The sequence below is a fragment of the Erythrobacteraceae bacterium WH01K genome (assembly GCA_027941995.1).
GTDB lineage: Bacteria > Pseudomonadota > Alphaproteobacteria > Sphingomonadales > Sphingomonadaceae > CAJXSN01.
In genome coordinates this window covers 546,284-572,859 of the sequence record CP115966.1, presented here as the reverse complement: position 1 = coordinate 572,859, position 26,576 = coordinate 546,284, and the positions used below count along the sequence as shown (strand labels likewise).

Annotated in this window: 26 protein-coding genes and 1 tRNA gene; 12 read left to right on the top strand and 15 right to left on the bottom strand. The window is 66.0% G+C overall.

The window, feature by feature from the left end; genetic code table 11:
- Positions 1-3 precede the first annotated feature (3 nt).
- A complete protein-coding gene (gene queG, locus PF049_02945; GenBank protein ID WBY17135.1) occupies positions 4-1,065 on the bottom strand; it encodes a tRNA epoxyqueuosine(34) reductase QueG in 1,062 nt (353 codons plus the stop codon).
- Positions 1,066-1,158: 93 nt separating this feature from the next.
- Here queG and PF049_02940 point away from each other — a divergent pair, with 93 nt between their 5' ends.
- From PF049_02940 to msrB, 4 genes are all read left to right on the top strand, one after another.
- Complete coding sequence (locus PF049_02940; GenBank protein ID WBY17134.1) at positions 1,159-2,166, top strand: ATP-binding cassette domain-containing protein; 1,008 nt, start codon at positions 1,159-1,161, stop codon at positions 2,164-2,166.
- Positions 2,163-3,407, top strand: coding sequence for an ABC transporter permease (locus tag PF049_02935; protein ID WBY17133.1), 1,245 nt, complete (start codon positions 2,163-2,165; stop codon positions 3,405-3,407). The genes PF049_02940 and PF049_02935 overlap by 4 nt, the downstream gene beginning before the upstream one ends.
- A gap of 150 nt (positions 3,408-3,557) precedes the next feature.
- Positions 3,558-4,895 carry a cytochrome P450 gene (locus PF049_02930; protein WBY17968.1) on the top strand — a complete coding sequence of 446 codons (1,338 nt, stop codon included), beginning with the start codon at positions 3,558-3,560 and terminating at the stop codon, positions 4,893-4,895.
- 82 nt (positions 4,896-4,977) lie between these two features.
- The gene (gene msrB, locus PF049_02925; protein ID WBY17132.1) at positions 4,978-5,490 is read left to right on the top strand and encodes a peptide-methionine (R)-S-oxide reductase MsrB; all 513 of its coding nucleotides are present in this window, start codon (positions 4,978-4,980) and stop codon (positions 5,488-5,490) included.
- A 30-nt stretch (positions 5,491-5,520) separates the two neighbouring features.
- On the opposite strand, the gene PF049_02920 is transcribed toward msrB, so the two are convergent.
- Together PF049_02920 and PF049_02915 are read right to left on the bottom strand one after the other, a co-directional pair.
- Positions 5,521-6,141: a PilZ domain-containing protein gene (locus tag PF049_02920; GenBank protein ID WBY17131.1), complete on the bottom strand. Its 621-nt coding sequence runs from the start codon at positions 6,139-6,141 to the stop codon at positions 5,521-5,523.
- 92 nt (positions 6,142-6,233) lie between these two features.
- Positions 6,234-6,318: transfer RNA gene (locus tag PF049_02915), tRNA-Leu, on the bottom strand.
- Between the two features lie 198 nt (positions 6,319-6,516).
- Between PF049_02915 and PF049_02910 the strand changes: the two genes are divergently transcribed.
- On the top strand, positions 6,517-8,169 hold the full coding sequence (locus PF049_02910; GenBank protein WBY17130.1) for a cation:proton antiporter: 1,653 nt from the start codon (positions 6,517-6,519) through the stop codon (positions 8,167-8,169).
- A 60-nt stretch (positions 8,170-8,229) separates the two neighbouring features.
- Here PF049_02910 and PF049_02905 read toward each other — a convergent pair whose 3' ends face one another.
- Positions 8,230-8,514 carry an integration host factor subunit beta gene (locus PF049_02905; protein WBY17129.1) on the bottom strand — a complete coding sequence of 95 codons (285 nt, stop codon included), beginning with the start codon at positions 8,512-8,514 and terminating at the stop codon, positions 8,230-8,232.
- Positions 8,515-8,709: 195 nt separating this feature from the next.
- Entirely contained in the window at positions 8,710-9,066 is a 357-nt protein-coding gene (locus PF049_02900) for a GntR family transcriptional regulator (GenBank protein WBY17128.1), read from the bottom strand.
- Positions 9,067-9,268: 202 nt separating this feature from the next.
- Between PF049_02900 and PF049_02895 the strand changes: the two genes are divergently transcribed.
- The 5 genes from PF049_02895 to PF049_02875 are packed head-to-tail and all read left to right on the top strand — an operon-like array spanning position 9,269 to position 15,004.
- Positions 9,269-11,029 (top strand): peptide MFS transporter, encoded by a 1,761-nt coding sequence (locus PF049_02895; GenBank protein ID WBY17127.1) that lies wholly within the window; start codon positions 9,269-9,271, stop codon positions 11,027-11,029.
- 20 nt (positions 11,030-11,049) lie between these two features.
- Entirely contained in the window at positions 11,050-12,420 is a 1,371-nt protein-coding gene (locus PF049_02890; GenBank protein WBY17126.1) for an amidohydrolase, read from the top strand.
- Complete coding sequence (locus tag PF049_02885) at positions 12,417-13,802, top strand: amidohydrolase family protein (protein ID WBY17125.1); 1,386 nt, start codon at positions 12,417-12,419, stop codon at positions 13,800-13,802. Before PF049_02890 ends, PF049_02885 begins: the two co-directional genes overlap by 4 nt.
- A gap of 19 nt (positions 13,803-13,821) precedes the next feature.
- On the top strand, positions 13,822-14,310 hold the full coding sequence (locus tag PF049_02880; protein WBY17124.1) for an FKBP-type peptidyl-prolyl cis-trans isomerase: 489 nt from the start codon (positions 13,822-13,824) through the stop codon (positions 14,308-14,310).
- A gap of 7 nt (positions 14,311-14,317) precedes the next feature.
- Positions 14,318-15,004 (top strand): NnrU family protein, encoded by a 687-nt coding sequence (locus PF049_02875; protein WBY17123.1) that lies wholly within the window; start codon positions 14,318-14,320, stop codon positions 15,002-15,004.
- Here the strand turns inward: PF049_02875 and PF049_02870 are convergent.
- From PF049_02870 to PF049_02850, 5 genes are all read right to left on the bottom strand, one after another.
- Positions 15,001-15,216 carry a hypothetical protein gene (locus PF049_02870; GenBank protein ID WBY17122.1) on the bottom strand — a complete coding sequence of 72 codons (216 nt, stop codon included), beginning with the start codon at positions 15,214-15,216 and terminating at the stop codon, positions 15,001-15,003. The two genes, PF049_02875 and PF049_02870, sit on opposite strands and share 4 nt — an antisense overlap.
- Entirely contained in the window at positions 15,216-17,138 is a 1,923-nt protein-coding gene (gene dxs, locus PF049_02865) for a 1-deoxy-D-xylulose-5-phosphate synthase (GenBank protein ID WBY17121.1), read from the bottom strand. Before dxs ends, PF049_02870 begins: the two co-directional genes overlap by 1 nt.
- 78 nt (positions 17,139-17,216) lie before the next feature.
- Positions 17,217-17,684, bottom strand: a complete 468-nt coding sequence (locus tag PF049_02860; protein ID WBY17120.1) for a transcriptional repressor — start codon at positions 17,682-17,684, stop codon at positions 17,217-17,219.
- 66 nt (positions 17,685-17,750) lie between these two features.
- Positions 17,751-18,386: a peptide-methionine (S)-S-oxide reductase MsrA gene (gene msrA / locus PF049_02855; GenBank protein ID WBY17967.1), complete on the bottom strand. Its 636-nt coding sequence runs from the start codon at positions 18,384-18,386 to the stop codon at positions 17,751-17,753.
- 58 nt (positions 18,387-18,444) lie between these two features.
- Positions 18,445-18,579: a hypothetical protein gene (locus tag PF049_02850; protein WBY17119.1), complete on the bottom strand. Its 135-nt coding sequence runs from the start codon at positions 18,577-18,579 to the stop codon at positions 18,445-18,447.
- A gap of 131 nt (positions 18,580-18,710) precedes the next feature.
- Between PF049_02850 and PF049_02845 the strand changes: the two genes are divergently transcribed.
- Positions 18,711-19,574, top strand: coding sequence for an META domain-containing protein (locus tag PF049_02845; GenBank protein ID WBY17118.1), 864 nt, complete (start codon positions 18,711-18,713; stop codon positions 19,572-19,574).
- A gap of 10 nt (positions 19,575-19,584) precedes the next feature.
- Here the strand turns inward: PF049_02845 and purH are convergent, their stop codons facing one another.
- The 3 genes from purH to rpe are packed head-to-tail and all read right to left on the bottom strand — an operon-like array spanning position 19,585 to position 23,809.
- The gene (purH, locus tag PF049_02840; GenBank protein WBY17117.1) at positions 19,585-21,174 is read right to left on the bottom strand and encodes a bifunctional phosphoribosylaminoimidazolecarboxamide formyltransferase/IMP cyclohydrolase; all 1,590 of its coding nucleotides are present in this window, start codon (positions 21,172-21,174) and stop codon (positions 19,585-19,587) included.
- A 23-nt stretch (positions 21,175-21,197) separates the two neighbouring features.
- Positions 21,198-23,141, bottom strand: a complete 1,944-nt coding sequence (locus PF049_02835) for a heparinase II/III family protein (protein ID WBY17116.1) — start codon at positions 23,139-23,141, stop codon at positions 21,198-21,200.
- On the bottom strand, positions 23,141-23,809 hold the full coding sequence (rpe, locus tag PF049_02830) for a ribulose-phosphate 3-epimerase (protein WBY17115.1): 669 nt from the start codon (positions 23,807-23,809) through the stop codon (positions 23,141-23,143). The genes PF049_02835 and rpe overlap by 1 nt, the downstream gene beginning before the upstream one ends.
- A 209-nt stretch (positions 23,810-24,018) precedes the next feature.
- Here rpe and PF049_02825 point away from each other — a divergent pair, with 209 nt between their 5' ends.
- A complete protein-coding gene (locus tag PF049_02825) occupies positions 24,019-24,519 on the top strand; it encodes a DUF2141 domain-containing protein (GenBank protein WBY17114.1) in 501 nt (166 codons plus the stop codon).
- A gap of 26 nt (positions 24,520-24,545) precedes the next feature.
- On the opposite strand, the gene PF049_02820 is transcribed toward PF049_02825, so the two are convergent.
- Both PF049_02820 and PF049_02815 read right to left on the bottom strand, forming a co-directional pair.
- Positions 24,546-25,451 carry a hypothetical protein gene (locus tag PF049_02820; GenBank protein ID WBY17113.1) on the bottom strand — a complete coding sequence of 302 codons (906 nt, stop codon included), beginning with the start codon at positions 25,449-25,451 and terminating at the stop codon, positions 24,546-24,548.
- 13 nt (positions 25,452-25,464) lie between these two features.
- Positions 25,465-26,463: a diacylglycerol kinase family protein gene (locus PF049_02815; protein WBY17112.1), complete on the bottom strand. Its 999-nt coding sequence runs from the start codon at positions 26,461-26,463 to the stop codon at positions 25,465-25,467.
- Between the last annotated feature and the right edge of the window lie 113 nt (positions 26,464-26,576).

Sequence of the window (26,576 nt, the reverse complement as noted above, 5' to 3'; positions counted from 1 at the left end):
CGGTCAGAGGCGGTCCAGCGCCCAGCGCGCCGCTTCCGCCACCACCGGATCGTCGTCGCCGGTCAATGCGTCGACCTGTTCGCGCAGGCCCGCATCGCCGCTGTTTCCCGCCGCGATCAGGCAATTTCGCACGAAGCGGCTGCGCCCGATCCGCTTGATCGGCGAACCGCTGAAAAGCTGCCGAAACCCCGCATCTTCCAGTTGCAGCAGGTCCGCGAGCCGCGGCGCGACCAGTTCACCGCGTGGCAGGAAGGCGGCGTGGCGCGCAGCGGCATCGGCGAACTTGTTCCACGGGCATACCGCCAGGCAATCGTCGCAGCCGTAGATGCGATTGCCGATCGCCTCGCGGAATTCGTGCGGGATCGGCCCTGCATGCTCGATGGTGAGATAGGAAATACACCGCCGCGCATCCAGCCTGTAGGCTTTCGGAAAGGCATCGGTGGGGCAGGCGATCTGGCAGGCATTGCACGACCCGCAGCGGTCGTCATGCGCCGCGTCCGGGGCGAAGGGCAGGGTCGAATAGATGGCGCCGAGGAACAGCCAGCTGCCATGCTCGCGGCTGACGAGGTTGGTATGTTTTCCCTGCCAGCCGATCCCCGCCGCCTCGCCCAGCGGTTTCTCCATCACCGGCGCCGTGTCCACGAAGACCTTCAGCTCGCTTTCCGGCGCCTGTTCGACCAGCCACCGGGCCAGTGCCTTCAGCGCCTTCTTCACCGTATCGTGATAATCGCGGCCCTGCGCATAGACCGAAATGCGCGCGTGATCGGGCGCGTCCTCCAGCGCCATCGGGTCGTGGCCCGGCGTGTAAGCCATGCCCAGCGCGATAACACTCTGCGCCTCCGGCCATAGCGATTGCGGACCCTGCCGGACATCGGCGCGGTCTTCCATCCAGCCCATGTCGCCGTGATGGCCCGCCTCGATCCAGTCGTGCAGCCGCCGCGCCCGCACCGGATCATCCGCCGCACTGGTAAAGCCGACAGCGACGAAGCCGAGTTCGCGCGCCTTGCGCTCCAACGCGGTCCGCAGATCCTGCAGGCTCTCAGGGGTAAACGCACCCTTTACCATAGGCGGGGTTGTTCCCGTTCACGCCTTGGGGGTACTCGCACGTTCATGGATGCAGCGCTAAGCCAAGCCCCTTCCCGGAGCAATGACCGTGTCATGGATCGATTCGTGACCGGTCCCGTCGCAGGCCCCCTCGCCATCGAGGCAAGGGGCCTGGTGAAACGCTTCGACGGCGTGGCGGCGGTCAACGGGGTCGATATCGCTGTTCCGGAAGGCGCGATCTACGGCATTCTCGGCCCCAATGGCGCGGGCAAGACCACCACGCTGCGCATGCTGCTGGGCATTATCGACCCTGACGAGGGCGTGCGCCGTATATTCGGCCATGAACGCCCGCACGATATCGGGCGCATGATCGGCTATCTGCCCGAAGAGCGCGGGCTGTATCCGTCGATGAAGACGGTGGACGCGATTGCCTTCATGGGCGCGCTGCGCGGCGTTCCCCAGGCGGAGGGCCGCCGGAGGGGGCGCGAACTGATGGAAGCGCACGGCCTCGGCCATGCGGTGGAAAAGCAGATCCGCCAGCTGTCCAAGGGGATGGCGCAGACCGTCCAGCTTCTCGGCACGCTGGTCCACCGCCCGCGCCTCGTCGTGCTGGACGAACCGTTTTCCGGGCTCGACGCGATCAACCAGGGCAAGCTGGAACGCATGATCCGCGTCCTGGCCGATGACGGCGTGACGGTCATTTTCTCCACCCATGTCATCCATCATGCGGAGCGCCTGTGCGAAGGTGTGGCCATCATCGCGGGCGGACAGGTGCCCTATGCCGGCAGTGTCGACGAGGCGCGCGACCGCATCCCGGCGCAGGTAAAGCTGGAAACGCGCGCCGGTGAGGGGGCTTGGCGGCAAGCCTTGCCAAGGGATGCGCGGCACGAGCACAAGCCTGGGACGACCGGCGAAAACAGCCATTTCTGGTATTTCCCACTCCCCGAAACCGGGGTCGAAACCTTGCTGCGCGCCCTGATCGAAGGCGAGGCGGGCATCCTTTCGCTCAGCATAGAACGCGCAGGCCTGCACGATGCTTTCGTCGAGATCGCGGGCGAGGCAGCGGCACGCGCGATGGAAGCCGATGCTGCCGAGGGTAAGACGGGGGGAGCCGCTTCATGACGCAGCAAGGAGCCGCACCTGCAACCGCCGGACGCCTGTCGCTGTGGCAGGCCGCCTTCGTCGTGGCACGGCGCGATTTCCTTGCCATCCTGCTGAGCAAGGCCTTCGTCTTCTTCCTCATCGGCCCGCTGTTCTTCGTCGGCATCAGCATGGCGGCAGGCGCATTGGGGTCGCGCGCTGCCGAAAGCGTGACGCCGCCCGGCCTCGCCGTGGCGCTGGACAGTCCTGCAGAGCGCTTGGCCCTTGCCCGGGCGCACAAGCGGCTCGACCCGCTCGTTTCCCTGCCCCCCGTCACCACCATCGAGGATGGACGAACACCGGATGCATTGCTGGCCGACCGTTCCGCGAATTTCGCAGGAGTGCTGACCGGGACGCTCGCGCGCCCGCGCCTGACGGGAACGGAGGCGAATATCGAGGCGTGGAAGGGCGAGGTCGCCTTGCTCGCCGCCGAAGCAGCCGGCGCGGACGGCTTTTCCGCATCTGGGACAAACGGCGCGGTTCCCGAAGTCCTGCTGACCCCGCGCGAAAGCAGCGTCGCGGCCGAACGCCGGGGCAACAAGGCGACGGCGACCGCCGGCATCACGCTCCTGTTCCTGCTGTCGATGCTGCTCGCCGGGATGGTCCTGTCCAATCTTGTCGAGGAGAAGGGCAACAAGATCATCGAGATCCTTGCAGCCTCCATCCCGATGGATGCGGTCTTCCTGGGCAAACTGTTTGCCATGCTGGCCGTCAGCTTCGTCGGAATATCGGTGTGGGGCGCGCTGGCGCTGGTCTTCGTAGGCGCGGGCGCCGGGGAAATGCCCTTCGTATCCTCGCCCGCGATCGGCTGGCCTGCCTTCGTCCTTCTGTTCCTCGTCTATTTCGCCCTCGCCTACCTGCTGGTGGGCAGCGTGTTCCTGACCGTAGGCGCGATGGCGCCGACCGTGCGCGACGTGCAGACATTGTCCATGCCGGCCACCATCCTGCAATTGCTGGTCTTCTTCATCGCCAGCTTCGCAGTGTCCGATGTCGGCGGCGCGGTAGAGACCCTCGCGCTGATCTTCCCGCTCAGTTCGCCCTACGCGATGCTGTCGCGCGCGGCGCAGTTCGACACGCTATGGTGGCACGCGCTGGGCATCGCCTGGCAGCTCGTCTGGGTCGGCATTTTCGTGCGGGCCGGATCGACCCTGTTCCGCCGGAAGGTCATGCAGAGCGGCCCCGCGCGCGGTGGCAAGGGCTGGCTACGCCGCCGCCTCTCCTGACGATCCCCGCGCTTGCCGTAACGTCATCACGCGGTGATGAACTGCCTGCAATTTCAGTCGCGTTTTGCAACGCACTATTGACTCGCGTGGCAGTAGGCGCAGGATGCAATCCATGGAGGCCGCACAAGCGGCCCGGAGTGGAGAGAAATGATGGCAACTGCGGCACCCGAACGCACGCAATGGACCCGTAGCCCCAAGGCGCACGAGGCGCTGAAGCGGCATTTCGACGAGCATCCCGAGGCGAAACCCAGCCACCCCGAAAAATACGACACCAGCCGCAGCGACATCTATGTCGAGAACCGGTGGGAGCCGATTTTCAAGGAGATGCGGGCCGAGGGTCCCGTGCATTACATCAAGGAAAGCCCCTTCGGCCCCTATTGGAGCATCGTCGGACACAAGGCGATCCAGCATGTCGAGGCACTGCCCGAGCTGTTCTCCTCCAGCTGGGAACATGGCGGCATCACCATCCTGAACCGGCTCGACGACGACGAGCTGGAAGAGGGGCAGGAGCGATTCGAACTGCCGATGTTCATCGCCATGGACCGGCCCAAGCATACCGGACAGCGCCGCACCGTCGCCCCCGCCTTCACGCCGAAGGAAATGAAGCGGATGGAAGACGAGATCCGCCAGCGCACCGGCGAAACGCTCGATTCGCTGCCCCGCGGCAAGGTTTTCAACTGGGTCGACGAGGTGTCCATCCCCCTCACCACCGGGATGCTGGCCATCCTGTTCGACTTCCCGTGGGAAGACCGCGACCTGCTGACCTTCTGGTCCGACTGGTCGGGCGATACCGAACTGATCATGGCGGGGCAGGAACTGGAAGCAACGCGGCGCAGCATCCAGACCGAGATGGCGACCTATTTCCAGCACCTCTGGGCGAAAAAATCGCAGGAGGAACCGGGCGCCGACCTCATCTCCATGATGATCCACTCGCCCGCCATGAACCAGATGAGCCCGCAGGAATTCATGGGCAATCTGGTCCTGCTGATCGTCGGCGGGAATGACACCACGCGCAACACGATGAGCGGCATCGTCCACGCGCTCGACAAGTTTCCGGACCAGCGCAAGCTGTTCGAACAGAACCCGGACGTCATTCCCAATGCGGTTCAGGAATGCATCCGCTACCAGACGCCGCTGAAGCACATGCGCCGCACGGCCAGCGAGGATACCGGGCTGTTCGGCCACCAGATCAAGAAGGGCGACAAGGTCGTCCTGTGGTACAATTCGGCCAATCGGGACGAGGAAGTCTTCGGCGACAATGCGGAAAAGCTGCAGCTGGACCGCGAGAATGCGCGCCGCCACCTCGCCTTCGGTTACGGCATCCACCGCTGTGTCGGTGCGAGGCTGGCCGAATTGCAGCTGCGTATCCTGATGGAGGAGATGCACGCCCGCCGGATGCGCGTCCACGTCGCGGGCGATGTCGAGCGCGTGCGGGCCAATTTCGTGGAAGGGTTCCGGGTGCTGGAGGTCGAGCTCTCCGAGTTCTGACCGGTGCGGGCGCAGGCCGTGCGCCTGTAACTTCCCGCGCTTTCAAGCGTATATTCAGGCAGGACCTGCCATGAATAGCCGCATGAAAACCGATAACCTGCCATCACGCCCCGCCAGCCGCCGTTCCATTCTGGGATGGATGTCGGCGGGCGTCTCCCTTGCCGTGCTGCCCTCCTGCGGTTCCAGCAAGGCCGAGGCGAAGTCGTTTCCCGTCACCCTATCGGAAGCGCAGTGGCGAAAGAAACTGACCAAGGCGGAATTCTACGTCCTGCGGCAGGAGGGGACCGAGCGGGCCTATACTTCCCCGCTCGACAAGGAAGGCCGACGCGGCACCTTTGTGTGCGCGGGCTGCGGCAACCGTCTCTATTCGTCGAAGACGAAGTTCGACAGCGGAACCGGCTGGCCCAGCTTCTACGCGCCGATCGATTCCGGCGCCGTCGGGACCAGCCGCGACTTCAAGCTGGGCTATCCCCGCACCGAAGTGCACTGCGCCGATTGTGGCGGACACCTCGGCCACATCTTCAACGACGGACCGCGCCCCACGGGCAAGAGGCACTGCATCAACGGTATCGCGATGGACTTCATTCCCGCCTGATCGGTCGGCTCCCCGTGCGCGGAAGAGCCGTCAGGTCAGCGGCATCCTCTGCAACCGCGCCGCCAGCCGGGCAAAATCGGCCAGCGCAAATGTCCGCTCGAAGACGAGGCCGTGAAGCCGTTCCGATTGCCAGCGGATCTTTGAGTGGAGCGGGTCGGGCAGGCCCTTCCCCTGCAGCCGCACGAGCTGCGAACATGACCATAGCGCGTCGCTTTCGACACACGCCCCCTGCTGCGAGATGTTGCGGATCGTGACCTGCGTCCCGCTATCGCCGCACAGGACCACGCCGGGCATTTCCAGCGCGATGCGGATGGGGCGCCGGGGAAAGGGGCCATGTTCATGGACCAGGGCATCGAGATCCTTCGCCTCGCTGAAGGAATAGCCGGCCTCGCGGCCCGTGTGCCACGCCTCCTCGATCGGGAAGCGCTGCCCCTCCCACAATTCGATCGAACACGCTTTCCCGCGCGGTATGGCGTGGAAGGCGCGGATGCTGACGCCGGTCGCGCTGACATCGCGAACGATGCACAGCAATTCCTTCCCGTCGATCGACAGCTTCGCATTGCGCAGCATCAGCGCCACCCGCGGCGCTTCGCGTTGTTCCACAATCGATACCGGTCCCGGCCCGGTCTCCTGCCCGGTGAGAGCGTGCATACTATCCCCTGATCCTGTCATTGCAGGACAGACTCATAGGGGCGTGGGCCCTGCCTGCGGCCTATCGCGGGCATAGGGGTTTGTGCGGAGGGTGGTACGGGTGGCGGGACTCGAACCCGCACGTCCAAAGGACAGGGGATTTTAAGTCCCCGGCGTCTACCATTCCGCCACACCCGCCCGGTCTCGCGGCATGGACCGCGCTGGCTGAGCCGCCGGTTAGCGCGAAAGGCCCCCCTCCCGCAATCCTGCCTTCGCCGGACGGCCCTGCCGGACGCCATCGCTGGAAGCCATCGCTAGACAGGCGCTCCGCGCGGCCTATCTTGGCGCGATGTCTGTCTGTCGCTTTCCTTCCTATCGTCCCGGGGCCTTGAACTGATGGCGGGGGAAATCGTCGAGACGATCGAGCCGGCCATCGCGCTGCTCGGCATGGGGCTCGGTGCGGCCGTTGCCGCGAATGCGCTGCGACTGAACCCGATTGTCGGCTATCTCGTCCTTGGTGCCGGATTGGCCGCGCTCGGCTATGCCGACCGGTTCGAAGGCCCGGTGGTGGCCACGCTGGCGGAAGTCGGCGTGATGTTCCTCCTGTTCAATCTCGGTCTCCATTTCTCGGTCAGCCGCATCCGCGAGGAAGCGGCGAACATCTTCGGCTTCGGTTCGCTGCAGATGCTGGTCGCAGGCGGGGGGTATACCGCGATCCTGCTGCTGCTCGGCCTGCCGACGGCGGGCGCGGTGATCGGCGGCTTCGCCCTCGGCCTGTCCTCTACCGCCGTGGTCATCGGGCTTGTCCGGCAGCGCGACCAGGAGGACTGCCCGGTCGGCCGCGCTGCCCAGTCGATCCTGATATTCCAGGACATCGCTGCGATCATGCTGCTGGTGGCCGTGGGCGCACTGGGCGCAGGCGGGGCGCTGGGCCCGGCCCTTGGCCTTGCCGGTCTGAAGGCGATTGCCGCCTTCGTCCTCGCCGTGCTGTTCGCGCGGTTCCTGACGGAGCCCCTGTTCCGCACCGCCGCGCGCGTGCGCAGTTCGGAAGTCTATACCGCGATGGCACTGTTCATCGCACTGGCCGCAGGCTGGGCGGCAGGCATTGCAGGCCTGTCGCTGACGCTTGGCGCTTTCCTGGGCGGGGTGGCCGTGGCCGATTCGCGGTATCGCATCCTGGTGCAGACCGAGATCGAGGCGTTTCGCGGCCTGTTCCTGGGGTTCTTCTTCATTTCCGTCGGCCTCGGCATCGATCCGCAGGTGCTGGCGGACAACTGGCTGCTGATCATGGGCGTGGCGCTGGGACTGATCGTCACCAAATGCGTGTTCAACGTCATTGCCGGCCTCGCCAATCGCTGGTCGGTGCCGGGCTCCATCCAGCTTGCCTTCCTGCTGGGACAGGGAAGCGAGTTCGCCCTGTTGCTGCTGGCGATGCCGGGCCTGGCGGGCCTTCTGGGCGCGCAGGTCAGCGCGGTCCTGATCACCGCCATCGCCATCAGCCTGGCGCTGACCCCGATGGTGTCGCTGGCGGGGCGCGTACTGGCCGGCAAGCTGCGGCAGGGTCCGCCAGACCAGAAGCTGGCAGGCGACGATGCGCCGGTGGTCTTGCTGAACCTGGGCGAGACGGGGCGCACCATTGCCGACCGGCTGGCGGAAGAGGACGTGGACTATCTCGCCATCGACGGGAACATGGAACGCTTCGAGAAGGCGCTGGCCGACGGCTATCCGGTGCATCACGCCATGCTAACCGATCCGCGCAGCTGGGATGCGGTGTCGATGGCGAAGCGGCAGGTGCTGGTCATCACGGAAGTCGATCCCGACACGATGCGCGAACTCGGGCCGCTGGTCGATGACCGCCTGCCCGGCGTTACGCGGATCGCCGCGACCGAGACGCGGGACCGTCATGCAGAGATCGAGGGCACGGGCGCGTTTGCGCTCGCGACGAATACGCCCAGCGGGCACGACGACGTGATCCACCGCGTGCTGCGTGAACTGGGCCTGGAACCGGACCGGAAGGAAGGCACGGCAGGCGCGCGCGCAGCAGCCTAGCGTCGTATCTCGCGAAGATGGAAAGTGGCCGAGCCGCCATCCGGCCCGCCTGCCGCGTGCTCAATTGCCTTCGTTCAGGCCTTCGCGCATTTCCTTGCCCGGTTTGAAATAGGGCACGCGCTTGGCCGGGACATCGACCGATTCCCCGGTGCGCGGATTGCGGCCGACACGGGCCTCGCGCTCGCGGGTGGAGAATGCCCCGAAGCCGCGCAGTTCCACACGGCCACCTTCGACCAGACGTTCGGTAATTTCGTCGAAGAAGATGTCGACCACCTGTTCGACTTCTTCGGCGCGCAGGTCGGGGTTGTCTTTTGCCAGTGCCTGCAAAAGCTCGGATCGGATCATGACTGTCTCCAGCACCTCGGGACGTGGGTTGAACAGGAAAGACCCCACATCTCCCCTGCCCCCGATACGCCCTTGCGAGCGATGAAAGCGCGACCAATCATTTGATATATGGCAGAAGCCGGTCCGGCGCGCAACGCCTTGGAATCAGGCCGATGTCGAATGCGGGTCATCCCCGCCCGGACGGAAGCCGCCGGTTCAGGCGATCGCTTCTTCGTCCCGGTCCAGCAAGGCGGCCGGATCGATGCCCAGCCGTTCCATCTGCGCGCGGAAAGGCGGCCATTCCTCGGCCAGGAACCGCTTGCGCTCTGCGTCCTTCAGCTTTTCCGCCGCGCCGCGCACGACGTACATGCCGACACCGCGCTGCACCGCGACCAGGCCGTCGGTCTGGAACTGCTGGTACGCCTTTGCCACGGTCAGCGGGTTGGCCCCCTGCTCCGCTGCGAAGGAGCGGACGGAGGGCAACATCTCCCCTTCCCGGTAGCGCCCCTCGATGATGGAGGCGGCGATCATGTCGCGCAGTTTCAGGTAGACGGGCCGGGACGATGTGCTCATAGGTGCGTCGCTGCCATAATACACCGTGTCACGTCAAGGAAAACCCCTCCGTGAGCCTGCGGGCCGCAGCGGTCGAATGCGGTTTCAATTGCAATGTTTTCTTGAGCATCGCGGAATCGCCGCTAGGGTGCAGCGCTTTATACCTGCGCCCCGATGGGGACGGGCGCACACAGGGATCTATAAGAGAGGGACCCGCACCATCATGGCATCTCAAGCGCCAGTGCACGGCGATTCCGCCGGCACCATCCTGGGCCATCCGAAAGGCCTGTTCGTCCTGTTCTTCGCCGAGATGTGGGAGCGTTTCTCCTATTACGGCATGCGGGCGCTGCTGATTTTCTACCTGACGAAGCACTGGCTGTTTTCCGACGGGGAAGCGGGCATCATCTACGGGGCCTATACCGCGCTGGTCTATATCGCGCCGGTCGTCGGCGGATATCTCGCGGACAAGGCGCTGGGCCAGCGCAAGGCGGTGCTGTTCGGGGCCGTCCTGCTGACGCTGGGCCATTTCTTCATGGCATTCGAAGGGGCCCCTGCCGCCGGTAATACGGACAACCCCATCATCTACGTCTTCTGGCTGGCCCTTGCGCTCATCATCGTGGGCTCGGGCTTCCTGAAGGCGAACATCTCCGTGATGGTCGGCCAGCTCTACCCGCGCACCGACGTGCGCCGCGACGGGGCCTACACCATCTTCTACATGGGCATTAACCTCGGCGCGGCCATCGGTTCGCTGCTGTGCGGTTACATCGGCGAAACCTATGGCTGGGCCTACGGCTTCGGCCTTGCCGGCATCGGCATGCTGCTGGGCCTCGTGGTGTTCATCTGGGGCAAGCCGCTGCTGCTGGGCCGGGGCGAACCGCCCAAGGCGCTGGCGAAGGGCCGCGAGTTCTCGGTCTATGCCATCGGCATCGCCTTCGTCGGCCTTTGCTGGGTGGCCATCCAGTACCAGGACGCGGTCGGCGTGTTCCTCGGCACCTTCGGCGCAGCGCTGGTCTGCTACGTCCTGGCCATCGCCACCTTCCAGCTGCCCTATGGCAGCTATTCCAACGCGCCGACGCCGGCGTTCTATTCCTATGTCGGCAGCAGCCTGCTGCTGGTGGTGTCGATGTTCTTCGTGTCGTCCGGCAACGAGGCATGGCAGTGGCCCGCCTCGATCGGCTTCGGCGGCGTGCTGACCATCATGATCCTGCAGATGATCGCCAAGACCGACCATGACCGCGACCGGATCATGGCCGCGATGTTCCTGATCATCGTCTCGGTCATCTTCTGGGCGCTGTTCGAACAGGCGGGCTCCTCGCTCAACCTGTTCACCGATCGCCATGTCGATCGCGGCGGCGTTCCCGCCTCCACCTTCCAGTCGATCAACGCGATCTACATCATCCTGCTGGCCCCGGTCTTCGCGACCACGTGGACCGTGCTGGGGCGCAAGGGGCTGGAACCCTCTACCCCGATGAAGTTCGGCCTCGGCGTGATCCAGGTCGGCCTCGGCTTCCTCGTCCTGGTCTGGGGCGCGCAGTCGGTGGGAGTGGATGTGCCCACGCCGGTGATCTTCATCTTCCTCATCTACCTGCTGCACACGACCGGCGAGCTGTGCCTGTCGCCTGTGGGCCTGTCGGCGATGAACCGCCTGGCCCCGGCACAGATCGCGTCGCTGATCATGGGCACGTGGTTCTTCGCATCGGCCACCGGCAACTTCGTGGCCGGCCAGATCGCTGCCGCGACCGGCGGGGAAGGCGTCGGCGAAGCAGCCGGCAAGCAGGTCGTGCTGGACGTCTATTCCACCGTCGGCTGGTATGCCGTCGGCGTGGGCGTCGCGGTGATGGTCGTCAGCCCGCTGATCAAGAAGCTGATGCACCTCGAAACGCTGGCCGACGACGATGTGGGTGACGATCTGGAAGGCCAGGCAGAGGGTCCGGGCGAGCCGATGGGCGCAGGCGTCCACCCCTCCACCCGTCCCGGCAACTGAGCGCGAAAATGGGAATAACGATGAGAGCCAATGCACTTCTGACACTGGGGGGTGCATTGGCACTCTCCGCCTGCGCGTCGACGGCAGGGGGATCGGATACGGCCAGCACGGGTACGGCGAACCCGGCGGCTGAGAACCCCTTCCCCTCGACCTACGAGCCCTATCCCGGCACGCCCACCGCGCTGGTGGGTGCGACCGTCTATGACGGCGCAGGCGGGGTGATCGAAGGCGGCGTGGTGCTGTTCCGCGACGGCAAGGTCGTGGCCGTGGCGCAAGAGCTCTCGACCGAAGGCTACACCGTAGTCGACGGCACCGGGAAATACGTGACGCCGGGCATCATCGACATCCATTCCCATCTCGGCGACTATCCGACACCCAGCGTCGATGCGCATAGCGACGGGAACGAGGCGACCAGCCCGACCACCCCCGACGTCTGGGCCGAACATTCCGTCTGGCCGCAGGACCCGGGCTTCTCCCGCGCGCTGGCCAATGGCGGAATCACCTCGCTGCAGATCCTGCCCGGCAGCGCCAACCTGATCGGCGGCCGCTCCGTCACGCTGAAAAACGTCTACAGCCGCACGGTGCAAGGCATGAAATTCCCCGGCGCGCCCTACGGTATGAAGATGGCCTGCGGCGAGAATCCGAAGCGGGTCTATGGCAATCGCGGACGCACGCCTTCCACTCGCATGGGCAATATCGCCGTCGCCCGCCAGACCTGGCTCGATGCCAAGGCATGGGCCGACGGCGACCGCAAGAAACGCAATCTGGAAAACGAGACGCTGGCCGGCGTGCTGGACGGCGACATCCTGGTTCACAACCATTGCTACCGCGCCGACGAAATGGCCATCGTCATGGATATGGCGAAGGAGATGGGATACCGCGTATCCGCCTTCCACCACGCGGTGGAGGCCTACAAGATCGGCGACCTCCTGCGCGAAAACGAGGTATGCTCCGCCATCTGGGCCGACTGGTACGGCTTCAAAATGGAAAGCTATGACGGCATTCCCGAAAACGGCGCGCTGCTGCAGAACGCAGGTGCCTGCGTCGTCATCCATTCCGACGACGAAAACGGCATCCAGCGCCTGAACCAGGAAGCAGCGAAGGCGCAGGCCGCCGGTGCGCGCATGGGGATCGCCATTCCCGATGCCGAGGTCATTTCCTGGATCACGCTGAACGCGGCGAAGGCGATGGGCATCGACGGCATGACCGGCAGCCTGGAAACGGGCAAGATGGCCGACGTCGTGCTGTGGAACGGCGACCCGCTGAGCGTCTACTCCCGCCCGGACAAGGTCTGGGTCGATGGCGCGTTGATGTACGATGCCGCCGATCCCAAGCGCAAACCGGTGAGCGATTTCGAACTCGGCCAGCCGGGCGAAGGAGATGTGAAATGAAGCGCCTCCTGAAAGCCGCCGCCGCGCTCGCCGTATCCGCCGCCCTTGCAGGGCCGCTCGCAGCGCAGGATTTCGCCATCACCAATGCCACTGTCGCGGTCGGCGACGGCGGCGAGCCGATGGAAAACGCCACGGTCGTCGTTCGCGCAGGCCGCGTCGTCGCCGCCGGTGCTGGCGCGTCAGTGCCCGCAGGCATGCAGGCGGTAGACGGCACGGGCAGCTGGGTAACGCCCGGCTTCTTCGTGCCGCTGACCGATCTCGGGCTCTACGACGTCGACGGCGTCAGCGAGAGCAACGACATCGCAGCAAGCAATTCGCCCTTCTCCGCCGCGCTCGACGTGGCCACCGCGCTCAACCCGGCATCGCAGCACGTGGCAGTCAGCCGCGCTGGCGGCGTGACGCGGGCCAGCGTTTCGCCGCGCTCCTCCTCCTCCATCTTCGGCGGACAGGGCGCGGTCGTCGACCTCGGCGCGGATCCGGACATGCTCCGCCGCGCGCGGGCCTTCCAGATCGTGGCACTGGGCGAATATGGCGCGCGGCTGGGCGGTGGCAGCCGCACCGGTTCGCATGCCCTGCTCCGCAACGCCCTGCGCGAGGCGCGGCAATACGGCACCGATGCCCGCATCCCGGGCAGCCCTTCGCGCCCGGCAGAGCAATCTTCCGGCGACGACATCCCGCTCGATCCCAGGCTGGTCGACAACCGGACCCAGCGCGGCGACGATACCCTGCTGACCCGTTTCGATGCCGCCGCCCTCGTGCCCGTGGTGCGCGGGGAACAGCCGCTCTACGTCGTGGTCGAACGCGCGTCGGACATCCGCCGGGCCATCGCCCTGACCGACGAATTCCCCGCACTCGACCTCGTACTGGTCGGGGCGAGCGAGGGCTGGATGGTCGCGCGCGAAATCGCGGCATCGGGCATTCCGGTCGTGGCCGACCCGCTCGACAACCTGCCCGCCAGTTTCGAGCAGCTGGCCGCTACGCAGAGCAATATCGGGCGGATGGTGGATGCCGGGGTGAAGGTCGCCATCGGCGGTCTGTCGGGCGGCATTACGGGTCCGCGTACCGCGCCGCAATTCGCGGGCAACCTCGTGGCCCTGTCGCGCGTGCCGGGCGCCACCGGCCTGACCTGGGGAGAGGCGCTGGCATCCATCACGTCGATCCCGGCCGAAATCTCCGGCTTCGGCGGGCGTTACGGTGTCCTCGCACCGGGGGCAGCCGGCGACGTGGTAATGTGGGACGGCGATCCGCTGGAAGTCGGCTCGTCTCCGCAGCGCGTGTTCATCGACGGGGTGGAACAGCCCCTTGCCAACCACCAGTCACGCCTGCGCGAACGCTACCGCGACCTTGACGAAAGCGACCTGCCCAAGGCCTATGACTGGTAAGACGACGAAGGAGCTGGCCATGAAGTCGACATTCTATGCCCTTGGTGCGGCGGCGCTTGCCGTTGGCGCGGTGACCTTCGCGCAGGAGCCGGAGCGTCCGCAGATGGACATGGCCTGGCACAGCGCGCAACAGCTTGCCCTGGCCGAACGGGCCGCCTCGGGCGACTGGCGCGCACTCGACGGCGGATTGCTGTGGCGCAGGGTCGAAGGGGACGGCACGGGCGCGAAGCCCTCCGTCTCCGACACCGTGACCGTGCATTATGCCGGGACCTTCATCGACGGGGAAACCTTCGATAGCTCGTTCGACCGGGGCGAGCCTGCGACATTCCCGCTCGGGCGCCTGATCCCGGCCTGGCAAATGGCGATCCCGCAAATGGGCGTGGGCGATACGATCGAACTCGCCGCCCCCGCCACGCTGGCCTACGGACCGGTGGGCAAGGGGCCGATTCCGGGCGGCGCGACCTTGCTGTTCAAGGTCCAGCTGCTGGGCATCGAGGGTCAGGAGTAAGGGCCAGGTGGACGCGGGGCTCCTCTCGCTGGCCGCCGCCAACACCGCCTTTGTCGGCACCCATTTCGCACTTTCGCACCCCTTGCGCGCGCCACTGGTTCGCGTGCTGGGCGCAGGCGGTTTCCAGACGGTCTACAACCTCGTCGCCGCGGCGACGCTGGCATGGATCTACTTCGCCTTCATCGCGGCTGGCGGCGGTGCGCCCCTGTGGGGCGGTTTCGGTGACGGCGTCTGGTTTGCCGCCAGCGTGCTGAGCCTTGCCGGCTCGGTCCTGATCACCGGCTCGATCGTCCGGCCGAACCCGGCCTTGCCGACGCCGATAGCAGCGAAGCAGGCAAAGGGCACACCGCAGGGCGCGCTGCGCGTTACACGCCACCCCATGATGTGGGGCTTTGCGCTAATCGCGCTCGCCCACCTGATCGCGGCCCCCACACCGCGCACGCTGATTACCATGGGCGCGATGCTGTTCCTCGCGCTGGTCGGAGCGAAGCTGCAGGACGGGAAGAAGCGCGGACAGATGGGCGAGGCGTGGGAGCACTGGGAAGCACAGACCAGCTACATGCCCCGCCTGTCGCAGGTCGGCGCTATCGGGGCGGTCCCATGGATCGGCGGCACGCTGCTATGGCTGGCGCTCACCTACGCCCATATCCCGGCGGGAGGAATGGCGGCAGGTCTCTGGCGGTGGGTGGGTTAGATCAGCCGGACGTGCTTGGCCAATTTCATACCCTTGCGCACTTCGGTCGCATAAGAGTCGTCAACATCGGAAGCTTGGACGACGCGCGTAGCAGCATCTCCAATCTCTTCAGCAAATTCGATCCCGAAGAGATGGATTCGCGTTACCCGATCTCCTTTCGGAGCGTTCGCTACACGCTCGCTTAAAATCGCGGCCAGACGCTCAATTTGCATTAAGCCCGCGCCTCTTCCACGCCTGCCGAATTATGCCGCAGAGCCTTCAGCACCGTGTCGACGATGTGCGGCGCGTTGAGGCCGGCCTCGTCATACTGCTTTACCGGGTCGTCGTGGTCGATGAACGTGTCGGGCAGGCGCAGCGTGCGCACTTTCAGTCCGGCATCGGTCAGGCCCTCGTCCGAGGCATGGGTCAGTACGTGCGCGCCGAGGCCGCCGACGGCGCCTTCCTCGATCGTCACGACCACTTCGTGGCTCTTCATCAGACGCTCGATCAATGCCGTATCGAGCGGTTTGGCGAAGCGCATGTCGGCCACGGTCGTGCTCAGCCCCTTGGCCTCGAGCTGGTCGGCCGCCTTTTCCGCCTCTGCCAGTCGCGTGCCGAGCGACAGCAGGGCGACCTTGGTCCCTTCGCGCACCACGCGGCCCTTGCCGATTTCCAGCTTCTGCGGCGTTTCGGGCAGGTCGACGCCCACGCCATTGCCGCGCGGATAGCGGAAGGCGATGGGCCCGTCGTCATATTCGGCGGCGGTATAGGTCATGTGGACCAGTTCCGCCTCGTCCGCGGCGGCCATCACCACGAAATTCGGCAACGTCGCCAGATAGGTGATGTCGAAGCTGCCCGCATGGGTCGCGCCGTCGGCCCCCACCAGCCCGGCGCGGTCTATGGCGAAGCGCACGGGCAGGTTCTGGATCGCCACGTCGTGCACCACCTGGTCGTAGGCGCGCTGCAGGAAGGTCGAGTAGATCGCGGCGAACGGGCGCATGCCCTGTGCCGCCAGCCCCGCGGCGAAGGTCACGCCGTGCTGTTCGGCGATGCCCACATCGAAGCTGCGGTCGGGATGCGCCTTGGCAAACTTGTCGACCCCCGTACCGCTCGGCATGGCGGCGGTGATGGCGCAGATGCGATTGTCGGTCTCTGCCAGCTTCGCCAGCGTCTCGCCGAATACGTTCTGGTAGGCGGGCGGCCCGGCCTTGGACTTCGCCTTCTCGCCGGTCACAACGTCGAATTTCGGCACGCCGTGATACTTGTCGGCGCTGTCTTCGGCAGGCTGGTAGCCCTTGCCCTTGGTCGTCACGACATGGATCAGCACCGGGCCCTGTTCGCTGTCGCGCACGTTTTCCAGCACGGGCACGAGGTGATCGAGATTGTGCCCGTCGATCGGGCCGACATAGTAGAAGCCCAGCTCCTCGAACATGGTGCCGCCGGTGACCATGCCGCGAGCGTATTCCTCCGCCTTGTCGACCGCCTTGTGGACCCGGCGCGACAGCTTGCGCGTGATGCGCGAGGCGAGGCTGCGCAGGCCGAGATACTCGCTGGAGGATACCATCCGCGCGAGATAGGCGCTGAGGCCGCCAACCGGCGGCGCGATGCTCATGTCGTTGTCGTTCAGGATCACGATCAGGCGATTGCCCGCCTGTTCGGCGTTGTTCATCGCCTCGTAGGCCATGCCGGCGCTCATCGCGCCGTCGCCGATCACCGCGATCGCCTTGCCCGGCGCGCCGTTCAGCTTGTTCGCCACGGCAAAGCCGAGCCCGGCGGAAATCGATGTGCTGGAATGCGCCGCGCCGAAGGGGTCGTATTCGCTCTCGCTCCGCTTGGTGAAGCCGGAAAGTCCGCCGCCCTGCCGCAGGGTGCGGATGCGGTCGCGCCGCCCGGTCAGGATCTTGTGCGGATAGGCCTGGTGGCCGACATCGAAGATCAGCTTGTCGTCGGGCGTGTTGAAGACATAATGGATCGCCGTGGTCAGTTCCACCACGCCCAGCCCGCTGCCTAGATGGCCGCCGGTGCTGCCGACGGCATCGATCATCTCGGCCCGCAATTCATCGGACAATTGCCGAAGCTGTTCCGGCTTCAGCTTGCGAAGGTCTTCGGGCGTGTCGACGGTGTCGAGCAGCGGCGTATCGGGGCGGGTCGTCATACCCCAATCGCTTACACGCGGAATCGGGACCTGTCGATGAACGAGAGCAGCCCTCGCCCCCGCATGCAGATCACGGCTTCAGGCGCAGTCGCTGCACAGGCCGCGCAGCTCGACCACCGGTCGGACGTCGGAGAACCCCTTGGCCTGCCCGGCCCGGCGCAGCGCACCGGTCAGTTCGTCATTGTCGAAATGGCTGGCCGTGCCGCAATCGTCGCAGATCAGGAACACGCAGTCGTGGCGGCAACCGGGATGCGTATTGACGAGGAAGGCATTCGCGCTCTCGATCCGGTTGGCAAGGTTGCCGTTCACGAAGATGTCGAGAATGCGGTAAACGCTGTTGGGCGCGACGCGGCTACCCCGCTTGCGCGAGAGGTTGTCGGCGATGTCGTAGGCGGAAACGGGCCGGTCGTGGCTGGCCAGTTCCTCGAACACTTCGGCGCGCATGCCGGTCCAGCGCTCGCCGCTCGATTCCAGCGACGCCTTCGCCGCATCCGACAAGGCTTCGCCCGCCAGTTCGCGGTGGCCCGGTGCGTGTGTTTCACTCATGTCCGGCAATGTAGCGATGGCAAAGCCGCTTCGCCAGACCCGCCTGCCGGACGCGCCGGAAGAGAGTTAGTTGCGGCGGAAGCTGGCGCGATAATGTTCGGGGAAGAACTGCGCCAGCGCGCGAACCTTCGGCTTGTCCCAGCGCAAGATGTATCCGTGGTTCGGATTTTTCGCGGCAAAGTCCTGATGATAGGTCTCTGCCGGGTAGAAGGTTTTTGCAGGCCGGATCGGGGTGACGATGGGCCTGGACCATTTCCCCGATCGCTTGATCTGCGAAAGATAGGTCAGCGCGACCGTGCGCTGCTCGCTGTTCAGCGGAACGATCTCGGCATTGTAATGCGACCCGCGGTCCGGACCCTGCCGGTCCTTCAGCGTCGGATCGGCCACGACCGAGAAGAAGATGCGCAGCAATTCGTCGTAGCGCACCACGCTGGGGTCATAGGTGACCTTCACCGCCTCCACATGGTCGGTAATCCCGCTTGAGACGAGCTTGTAGCTGGCCGAGCGTTTCGTGCCGCCGTGATAACCCGATACCGCGCTCGTCACGCCTTTGACATGGCTGAACACGGCCTCCACGCCCCAGAAGCAGCCGCCGGCGAAAACCGCGGTCTTCAGGCCGGGCGCTTCCTTCGCCGCGCGGTCCGCCGCAGGCGCCTTCAGGTGGTTTTCCGCCGCCAGGGCCGGTCCCTGGCAACCGGACATGGCCAGACCTGCTGCGGCCAGAAGAGGGAGGAGAGTTCGTTTCACGGGCGAAAAACCGTCATCCGACCGTCGCTGCAACGGCCTGCGGAATGGCAGACAGGTCGCCCGGCCCGAAGGCCGCGCCGACAATGCCGAGGCCGATGAGGAATCCGATGCCGAAACTGGCGTAGAGGTCGCGTTTGAACTTGAACATTGGGGGTGCTTTCGATATTTGCAGCCATGTGGTTACACCATGACCGTTTACAAGCCGCTGAACCGCCCGGTTGCGCGCCGTTCAGGCACGGGCGCGCAGACATCCCCCGCCATATAGGAAGCGCGCTGCGCATGATTTTTACCCTGCCGAAAATTACAGGTAGCAACCGGTTGATCGCAGTGTCGGTCTATGCCCTCCTGCTGGCCGCTTGTACCGCCGAGACCGGTTCCGACCGGCCGGCACCCGCCCCCTCCGGAGAAGAAGCGGATATTCCGGCAGTTGCGAGCGAAGACACAGTGACGGGTCCGGGGTCGACCTTCGCAGCTATCGAGGGGCAGTGGGCAGTACGCAGTGTGGGCAATACCCCGTTTCCGGGCAATCAGGGCATCGTCAATTTCCAGAGCGAAACCTTCTTCAGCCACGAGGCGGGCTGCGGGGGCGGACATCCGGCCTTCTACGAGGCAACACCCGGCGGCGATCTGCGAACGTCGCGGAGGGAGGCGGTCATCATCGGCAAGTGCTCCGGTCCACAGGCCGCCTCGCTGGAAAGGCTGCTGGCAGACTTCATCGACCGGGCAAGCGGATGGTCGCTGCAAGAGGACGGTTCGCTGGTGCTGACCGCTGCCGACGGGACGCGCGCCGTGCTCGGCCGGCCCCAGGGGCCGCGGCCCGAATTGCAGGGCGAATGGCGGGTCCTGTCGATTGACGGGGAGGCGTGGGACGGTGCGCGAGCCGCCCGCGTCACGATTTCGCACGACTATATCGGCGGCGGGGCGGGCTGCAACAGTGGCGGCGCGTCCTATCGCTCGCCCCGGCCCGGTAGCCTCGTGCTCGATTCATTGCCAACCACGTTGAGGCGATGCGAAGAGACGCTGATGCAGGCCGATGCCCGGCTGTTTGGTGCCCTTCGTACGGTCACGGGATACGAAGTCCGCGGCGACCGGCTAACCCTGACAGGATTGCAGCCGATCGAACTGGAGCGAATGCCCGGCTGATCCCTGCCGATCAGTGCCGGAAATGGCGCATCCCGGTGAAGATCATCGCAAGGCCGCGTTCGTCGGCGGCGGCAATCACCTCGTCGTCGCGGATCGAGCCGCCCGGCTGGATGATGGCGGTCGCCCCGGCTTCGGCTGCGGCCAGCAGGCCGTCGGCGAAGGGGAAGAAGGCATCGGACGCCACGGCGCTGCCCACGGTGCGCGGTTCCGGCCAGTCGTATTTCTCCGCCGCTTCCGCCGCCTTCATCGCGGCGATCCGGCTGGAATCGCGGCGGTTCATCTGGCCTGCACCGATACCCGCCGTCGCCCCGTCCTTTGCATAGACGATGGCGTTCGATTTCACGTGCCGCGCCACGGTCCAGGCGAACAGGCAGTCCTTGAGTTCATGCGCCGTCGGTTCGCGCCTGGTCACGACCTTCAGTTCGTCCTGCGTGATCGCGCCATTGTCGCGCGTCTGGACCAGCAGGCCGCCGGTAATCGGCTTGACCAGCAGGCCGCCGCGGCGCGGTGCGGGCATATCGCCGGTCAGCAGCAGGCGCAGGTTCTTCTTCTTCGCAAAGGCTTCCCGCGCGGCATCGTCGGCCGATGGAGCGACGACGACTTCGGTAAAGATCTTCGCGATGGCTTCCGCGGTCGGCCCGTCGAGCGGCCGGTTGACCGCCACGATGCCGCCGAAGGCGGACACGCTGTCGCAGGCGAGCGCCGCTTCCCACGCTTCCAGCAGGGTCGGGGCCTGCGCGACGCCGCACGGATTGGCGTGCTTCACGATGACGACCGCAGGCTCTTCACCGGAAAATTCGCTGACCAGTTCCAGCGCGGCGTCGGCGTCGTTGTAATTGTTGTAGCTCAGTTCCTTGCCCTGCACCTGGCTGGCCTGCGCGATCCCCTTCGCGTGGGGGCCGACCGGAGTGTAGAGCGCCGCCTTCTGGTGCGGGTTCTCGCCATAGCGCAGCTCCACCGGGTCGCGGCCGTTCACCGCGAGCATCGACGGGAAGGTTTGGCCTTGGTCGGAAAAGGCGAACCACTGGCTGATCATGGAATCATAGGCGGCAGTGGCGGCAAAGGCCTTCGCCGCCATTCGCTTGCGGAAGTCGAGCGAGGTCGCGCCATTGCCGTCCGCCAGTTCGCCGGCGAGCGTATCGTAATCCGCCGGGTCGGTCACGATAGTGACATAGCGGTTATTCTTGGCAGCCGAACGAACCATGCTGGGTCCGCCGATATCGATGTTCTCGATGATCTCGTCCCGCTCCGCGCCCTTCGCCACGGTGGCTTCGAAGGGATAGAGATTGACGATCACGAGGTCGATGGCGCCGATCCCGTGGGCTTCCATCGCGGCGGCGTGGTCCGCATCGTCGCGCACGGCCAGCAATCCGCCATGCACTTTTGGATGGAGCGTCTTGACGCGGCCATCCATCATTTCCGGAAACTCGGTGATCTCCGAGATGTCCCGCACATCCATCCCGGCCTCGCGCAGCATCCGCGCGGTCCCACCGGTGGAAATGAGCTCAACCCCGGCCTTCGCCAGCTTGCCTGCCAGATCGGCAAGACCGGTTTTGTCGGACACCGAAAGGAGGGCCCGGCGGATCGTTACATCACCCATGTATTCGTCTTTCCCGTCTTTGGTCAGCTCATCCGCTTGAACAGCCAGGAGAAGCTCCCGCCGCTGCGCGATGTCAGTCCTTGCAATGTCAGCTGCTCGATAGGCTGGGGACGCCCCTGCCCGTCAACCCACATGCTTTCCTCGATACCCAGTTCACCGGCGGCATCGCCTGCCACGCGGAATTGCCACAGCCGCCCGTCGGGCAGGCCGAGACTGGCCCCGCGCCGGTCGTCGCTCAGCCGCAGGTCGATGCCCTGGCCGATATGGAAGCGAATGGCGAAGCCGATCTTGCCGCGCTTACCCTTCTTGCCCACCGGAACCAGCACGTCTTCCCCGCGCAGCTCGCTGCCATCGTCCCGCAGGACGAGGACGCGGCGGTGGTGCAGTCCGTAACGCGCGGCATAGCCGTCATGCGTGGCCTCGATACGGGTCGCCGCGCCCTGGTTGGTCTTCAGCTGCCGCCGGTCGACCTCGACCTCGTTCACGCCGCTGCCCAGCTGCCCCTTGATGTGCACAGCCGTCGAATTGACGTCGTCCAGCACCAGCGTCGAATGCGCGGCGGTGGCGCGCAGGCCCTGTTCGATCCGGTGCGGGACCATCCCGCCGGCCAGCGCAGCGCCGCCGCAATTGACGATCAGGCGCTGGCCGTTGTCCGACATCTCGAAGGCGAGCGTGCTGGCGCAGCCTGTGCGGGCATGACGCGGCAGAGGCGGAGGCGCGGCATCGAATTGCAGCACCGTCTTCGCACCGGTCGCGCGCTGGTATCCCCACTGGCGCACGTCCTTCAGCGGGCGGGTCCGCACGCCGCTGGCGCGCACCAGCGCGGCGACTTTCTCCGTCGGGGTGGCGCCCGATCCCTGCCAGTTGCCCAGACCCGCTTCGCCATGCAGCAGGCCCAGAAGCGGCGGGACGAGCAGCTCCATCATCGTCGCGATGGCTTCGGGCGGGTCGCGGTCCGTCGCCTCGTAACAGGCGGTCAGCTCCACCAGCAGGGCCAGAGCATCCATCTGCGCCAGCGGGCTGCGGGACAGGACACCGCCATCCTCTGCAATGCAATCGCCCAGTGCCCGGGCCAGACCCGCTTCGCCGAACAGGCGGCGGGCGCGGCCATCGGACAGCAGCAGCCCTGCAGCGACGATGGCAGTCCAGCCGGTGATAAGGCCGATGCCGTCCTGTGCCTTGCCGACATTGCGATCGAGCCAGCGCGCGGTTTCTGCCATCGAATCCAGCAGACGGTCGCGCAGTTTGACGTCATCGAGGACCAGCGGGGCATGGACGAGCCATGCCAGCAGGCGGTTGCCGACCTGTTCGACATCCCAGGCCGCGCCCTTGCCCGGGCGCGGATTGGCATCGAGCCAGCGCGCGGTGATGCGCGAGGCGACCGGGGCCGCCTGCTGCCGCGGACAGGCGCCGGCAAGGTCGCGCATCCATGCAAAGCCGTGGACGACGCGCTGGAACGGCGGCGTCAGTCGGACGGAGGACGAGGCAAAGTCCATCTGCGCGATCGGCGCCTTGACGCCGTGCACGAGGAAATGTCCTGCCCGCAGGGCAACGCCGCTGGTCCGGTCGCCGCTCAGGGGACTGTCGACGATCGCCGCGACGCGCGGACGCGCCGGGCGTTTCAGCGGGGACGCCAGCGCATGGCCCGGAATGCCCATGCGGTAGGCGAAGCGCAGGAAGCGGTCGGCCGCCCCCAGCGCTGGCGCGGCAAGATCGCTCGGCACCAGGGCGCGCGAAGGCTCGAGGATGCGGGCATTCACTTCCCGCTCGACCGTGGACCCCTGTGCATCGACCACGAGATCGTCCGTGCGGTCGCCCGATCTGACCGAACCGCCGCTCAGCGGGATGGCCAGCTGGCTGTCGGCACCGGTTTCGGCCGCACCCGCCTCGACCGAACTGTTGTCGGCGTTCAAGTCCGTCTCCGCGCGGGCCTCACCCGCATGCAGGGAGTCCAGCCGGTCGGTCATCAGCCCTCGCCTTTCAGCGCGGCGATATTGGCCGCGTAGCAATCGGCCCCGCCCTTGAACGTGGCGGAACCCGCGACGAGGACATCGGCCCCCGCCGCGACGCATTGCCTCGCAGTTTCGGGATTGACCCCGCCATCCACTTCCAGGTGGATGGCGCGGCCGCTGGCATCGATCTTTTCCCGGATGGCGGAAATCTTCGCCAGCTGGCTGTCGATGAAGCTCTGCCCGCCGAAGCCGGGATTGACGCTCATCACCAGGACGAGATCGATCATGTCCATCAGATTGTCCAGCACCTCCACCGGCGTGCCGGGATTGAGGGACACGCCCGCCTTCTTGCCCATGCCCTTGATCGCCTGCACGGTGCGGTGGACATGGGCTCCCGCCTCGGGATGGACGGTGATGATGTCCGCGCCCGCATCGGCGAATTCCTGCAGGTAGGGATCGACCGGCGAGATCATCAGGTGGACGTCGAACACCTTCTTCGAATGCGGGCGAAGGGCCTTCACCACCATCGGGCCGATCGTGATGTTCGGGACGTAATGCCCATCCATCACGTCGACATGGATCCAGTCCGCACCCGCCTCGTCGACGGCGCGCACTTCTTCGCCCAGGCGCGCGAAGTCGGCGGACAGGATGCTAGGGGAAATCAGCGGCTGTTTTGGCGGCATGGTATGTTCGGGCTCTGCTGCGATGGGTATTCCTAGCTGAGGCGCGAATCATGCATCAACGACGCGTCTTTCCTTATCCACATCGATACACCGCAAAAGGTGCACGGATCGCGCCAATTCACGCTGAATTCACAGCCGACCCGCTAAATAGCAGCGCAAGGATACGGGCAGGCCTGCTTGAAAAAGGCGCCCGAAAGGGAACTGATTTTATGAAGACAGCTTCGAAATACGCGCTTGCCGCCGTGATGGGCGTCGGCCTCGTCGCAGGCGGTGTCTCCGCGCCGGCTTCGGCGCAGTACCGGCAAAAAATCTCCAACGACATGGGCAAATGCGCCGCCGGCGCCGGCCCTGCCGTGCGGGTGACGGTGCAGGGGATCAAGTCTTCGTCGGGCCGCGTGCGGGTGCAATCCTATCGCGGGACGGAAGCCGACTGGCTGGAATCGGGCCGCTGGATCTACCGGATGGAAGCGCCTGCGAAGGCCGGCACGATGACCTTCTGCATGCCCGTGCCCTCGGCCGGCACCTACGGCATTGCCGTGCGCCACGACGTCAACGGCAATGGCAAGACCGATATCCGCGCCGATGGCGGTGCGATGTCGAACAACCCGTCAATCAACATCTTCAACCTCGGCAAGCCGAGCTACAAGAAGACGCGGTTCAATGTCGGCAACGGGGTCGAGAGCATCAGCATCCAGATGCGATATTTCTGACGGTCATCCGGACGCACACCCGAACTTCAAAGGTCGCGATTGGCGGCGCGCTTTGCCCGCAACACTCGGATGAGCGCGCCGGGCGCGGCCAGTAGCGGGTATTTTTCGGCAAAGGGCGTTACTTCCAGCGCCACGCCGGTGTGTCGCTCGACCTTCCATGCGCCGTATTTTGCGGCTCCTTCGAAGGTCGTCGTCGCTTTTCCAAGCCGGACGATGTTGAGCGCCTTGCCTAGCCGTTGCCGCTTTGCCCACCAGCGCAGGATACGCTGGCGCTCGCCCGCCGCGAAACGCGGGGCGAGCGTGCCGCCGACCTGCTCGAAGGCGAGGCCGTCCGCAATCCATGCCGCCGGCAGCAGGCCGTCGAAATGGGCTGCGTTGACCGAGAGGATGGAATCCTCCCGCCCCGCCTTCTCGACCCGGAATTCCGCCGTATAGGTCGCCTTGAACAGGGCGCGCCAGAAATCGGCGGCCTGTCCGCTGCGCGGACCCAGCGCCGCCGCCAGCCGCGCCGCGGTGCGGGCGGCATCGGCCAGCGCCAGAAGCACCGCGTCGCGCGCGGCATCTTCGCGGGCCCAGACCAGCGCACTGGGCTGGACGAAGCGCGCCCAGATCGTGGTGTCGCGGCTGTCCCCGCGGGCAGCCTTCGCGAATTGCCCCATGCTCATCGTCGCCGCCTTGGCGCGCAGCATGTCCTCGCGCGCGGGGCTTTCGTGATAGCTGACGCGCGGCCAGATGCGTTCGCGCTGAGGCCCTTCGTGCAGCAGGTAGAAATCGAGCACTCCGTCGAGCGATCCCGTCCTGAGGTTGGAGCCGTAGAAAAGCGCGGCGACCGCGCCCGTCTCCTGCGCCAGAGCCTTTGCAAACGCCGCCACTTCGGGCCGGACATCCCGCGCCGCTGCCCCGGCGATGCGCTCTTGCAGGCTGCCCGTCATCGCCCGGCTGCCGTCACGGAACCACGAAGGTCAGTTCCGGGCCGGGCGTCACGCAATAGCGCCCGGGATCGAAACGCTCCCCGTCCAGGATGAAGCCGTCGCCAAGGTCGAGGTCGATGCGGTCGGTGCTGGCCCGGTGCAGCCCCGCTTCCGCCATCCAGTCCGGCCGCCAGCCCTTCAGGATCGGGGGCAGCTGGAATGCGAAGCGGCGCAGGAACCGGTCGACGGCGAAGACGCGGATCGGGCCGGGCAATTCGCTGAACGGGTCCAGCCCGGCCGGGAAACGCTGCAGGGTAGAGGCGAACAGCGCGCTGCGGCGTGATGGCTCGCCATGGCGGCTGTGCGGCAGCGGTTCGAGGTCCGGCCCCAGCTTCACATCCATCGGCGCGCCCCGTTTCCACGGATTGCGGTCCGACCCGAACAGCATCTGAAGAAAACCCCAGGTCGCAGTCGCGCCCACGGCCAGCCCTTCGAATGCGCCCAGCCGGTGTGCGCCCTGCCCGCTGTCGATCGCCGCGACGAATGCGCCTGCGCCAAGGATGAAGCCGAGGCGGACCAGCGGATCGTCCGTCTCGCCCATCGGCTCCAGCACCAGGGGCCGGCGTTTCAGGTTGCGCCCGTCGCGGTGGGCCAGGATCGCTTCCTCCAGCGACCAGCTTCGCGGCATGTCGAGATCGATGGTCAGCGCATTGGTCTTGCCCCGGGGAAGGACGGCAAGGGCGGGCCAGTCGTCGCCGAACACCATGTTGCCGCCGGTCAGCGCATCGCGCACCGTCCCGTCGCCGCCATTGATGACCAGCAGTTCCACCCCGCTGTCGACGAAGCGCTGCATCGCCGCCTTCAGGTCGCGGCGGCGCTGCGGCTGCTCCACGCGGATGACCGGGTAATCGAGTTCGCGCGGCTCGTTCCCGCGATTGCGGTGGCTGCGCGGATTGTACAGCACGCCGGTCACGGGCAGTCCGGGCTCTGCACTGAGCCTCTTGTTCGTATCGGGTCGCGCTGGGTCGGCCATGGTTGCTGCCCGCATAAGCGCATTAGGCGCGTCCATGCCAGCCTTTGCATGGCCGATGTCACCGATGACCGCCTAAAGGCAGTCCGCTGGCAGCCCTTGAAGGTCGATTTGCA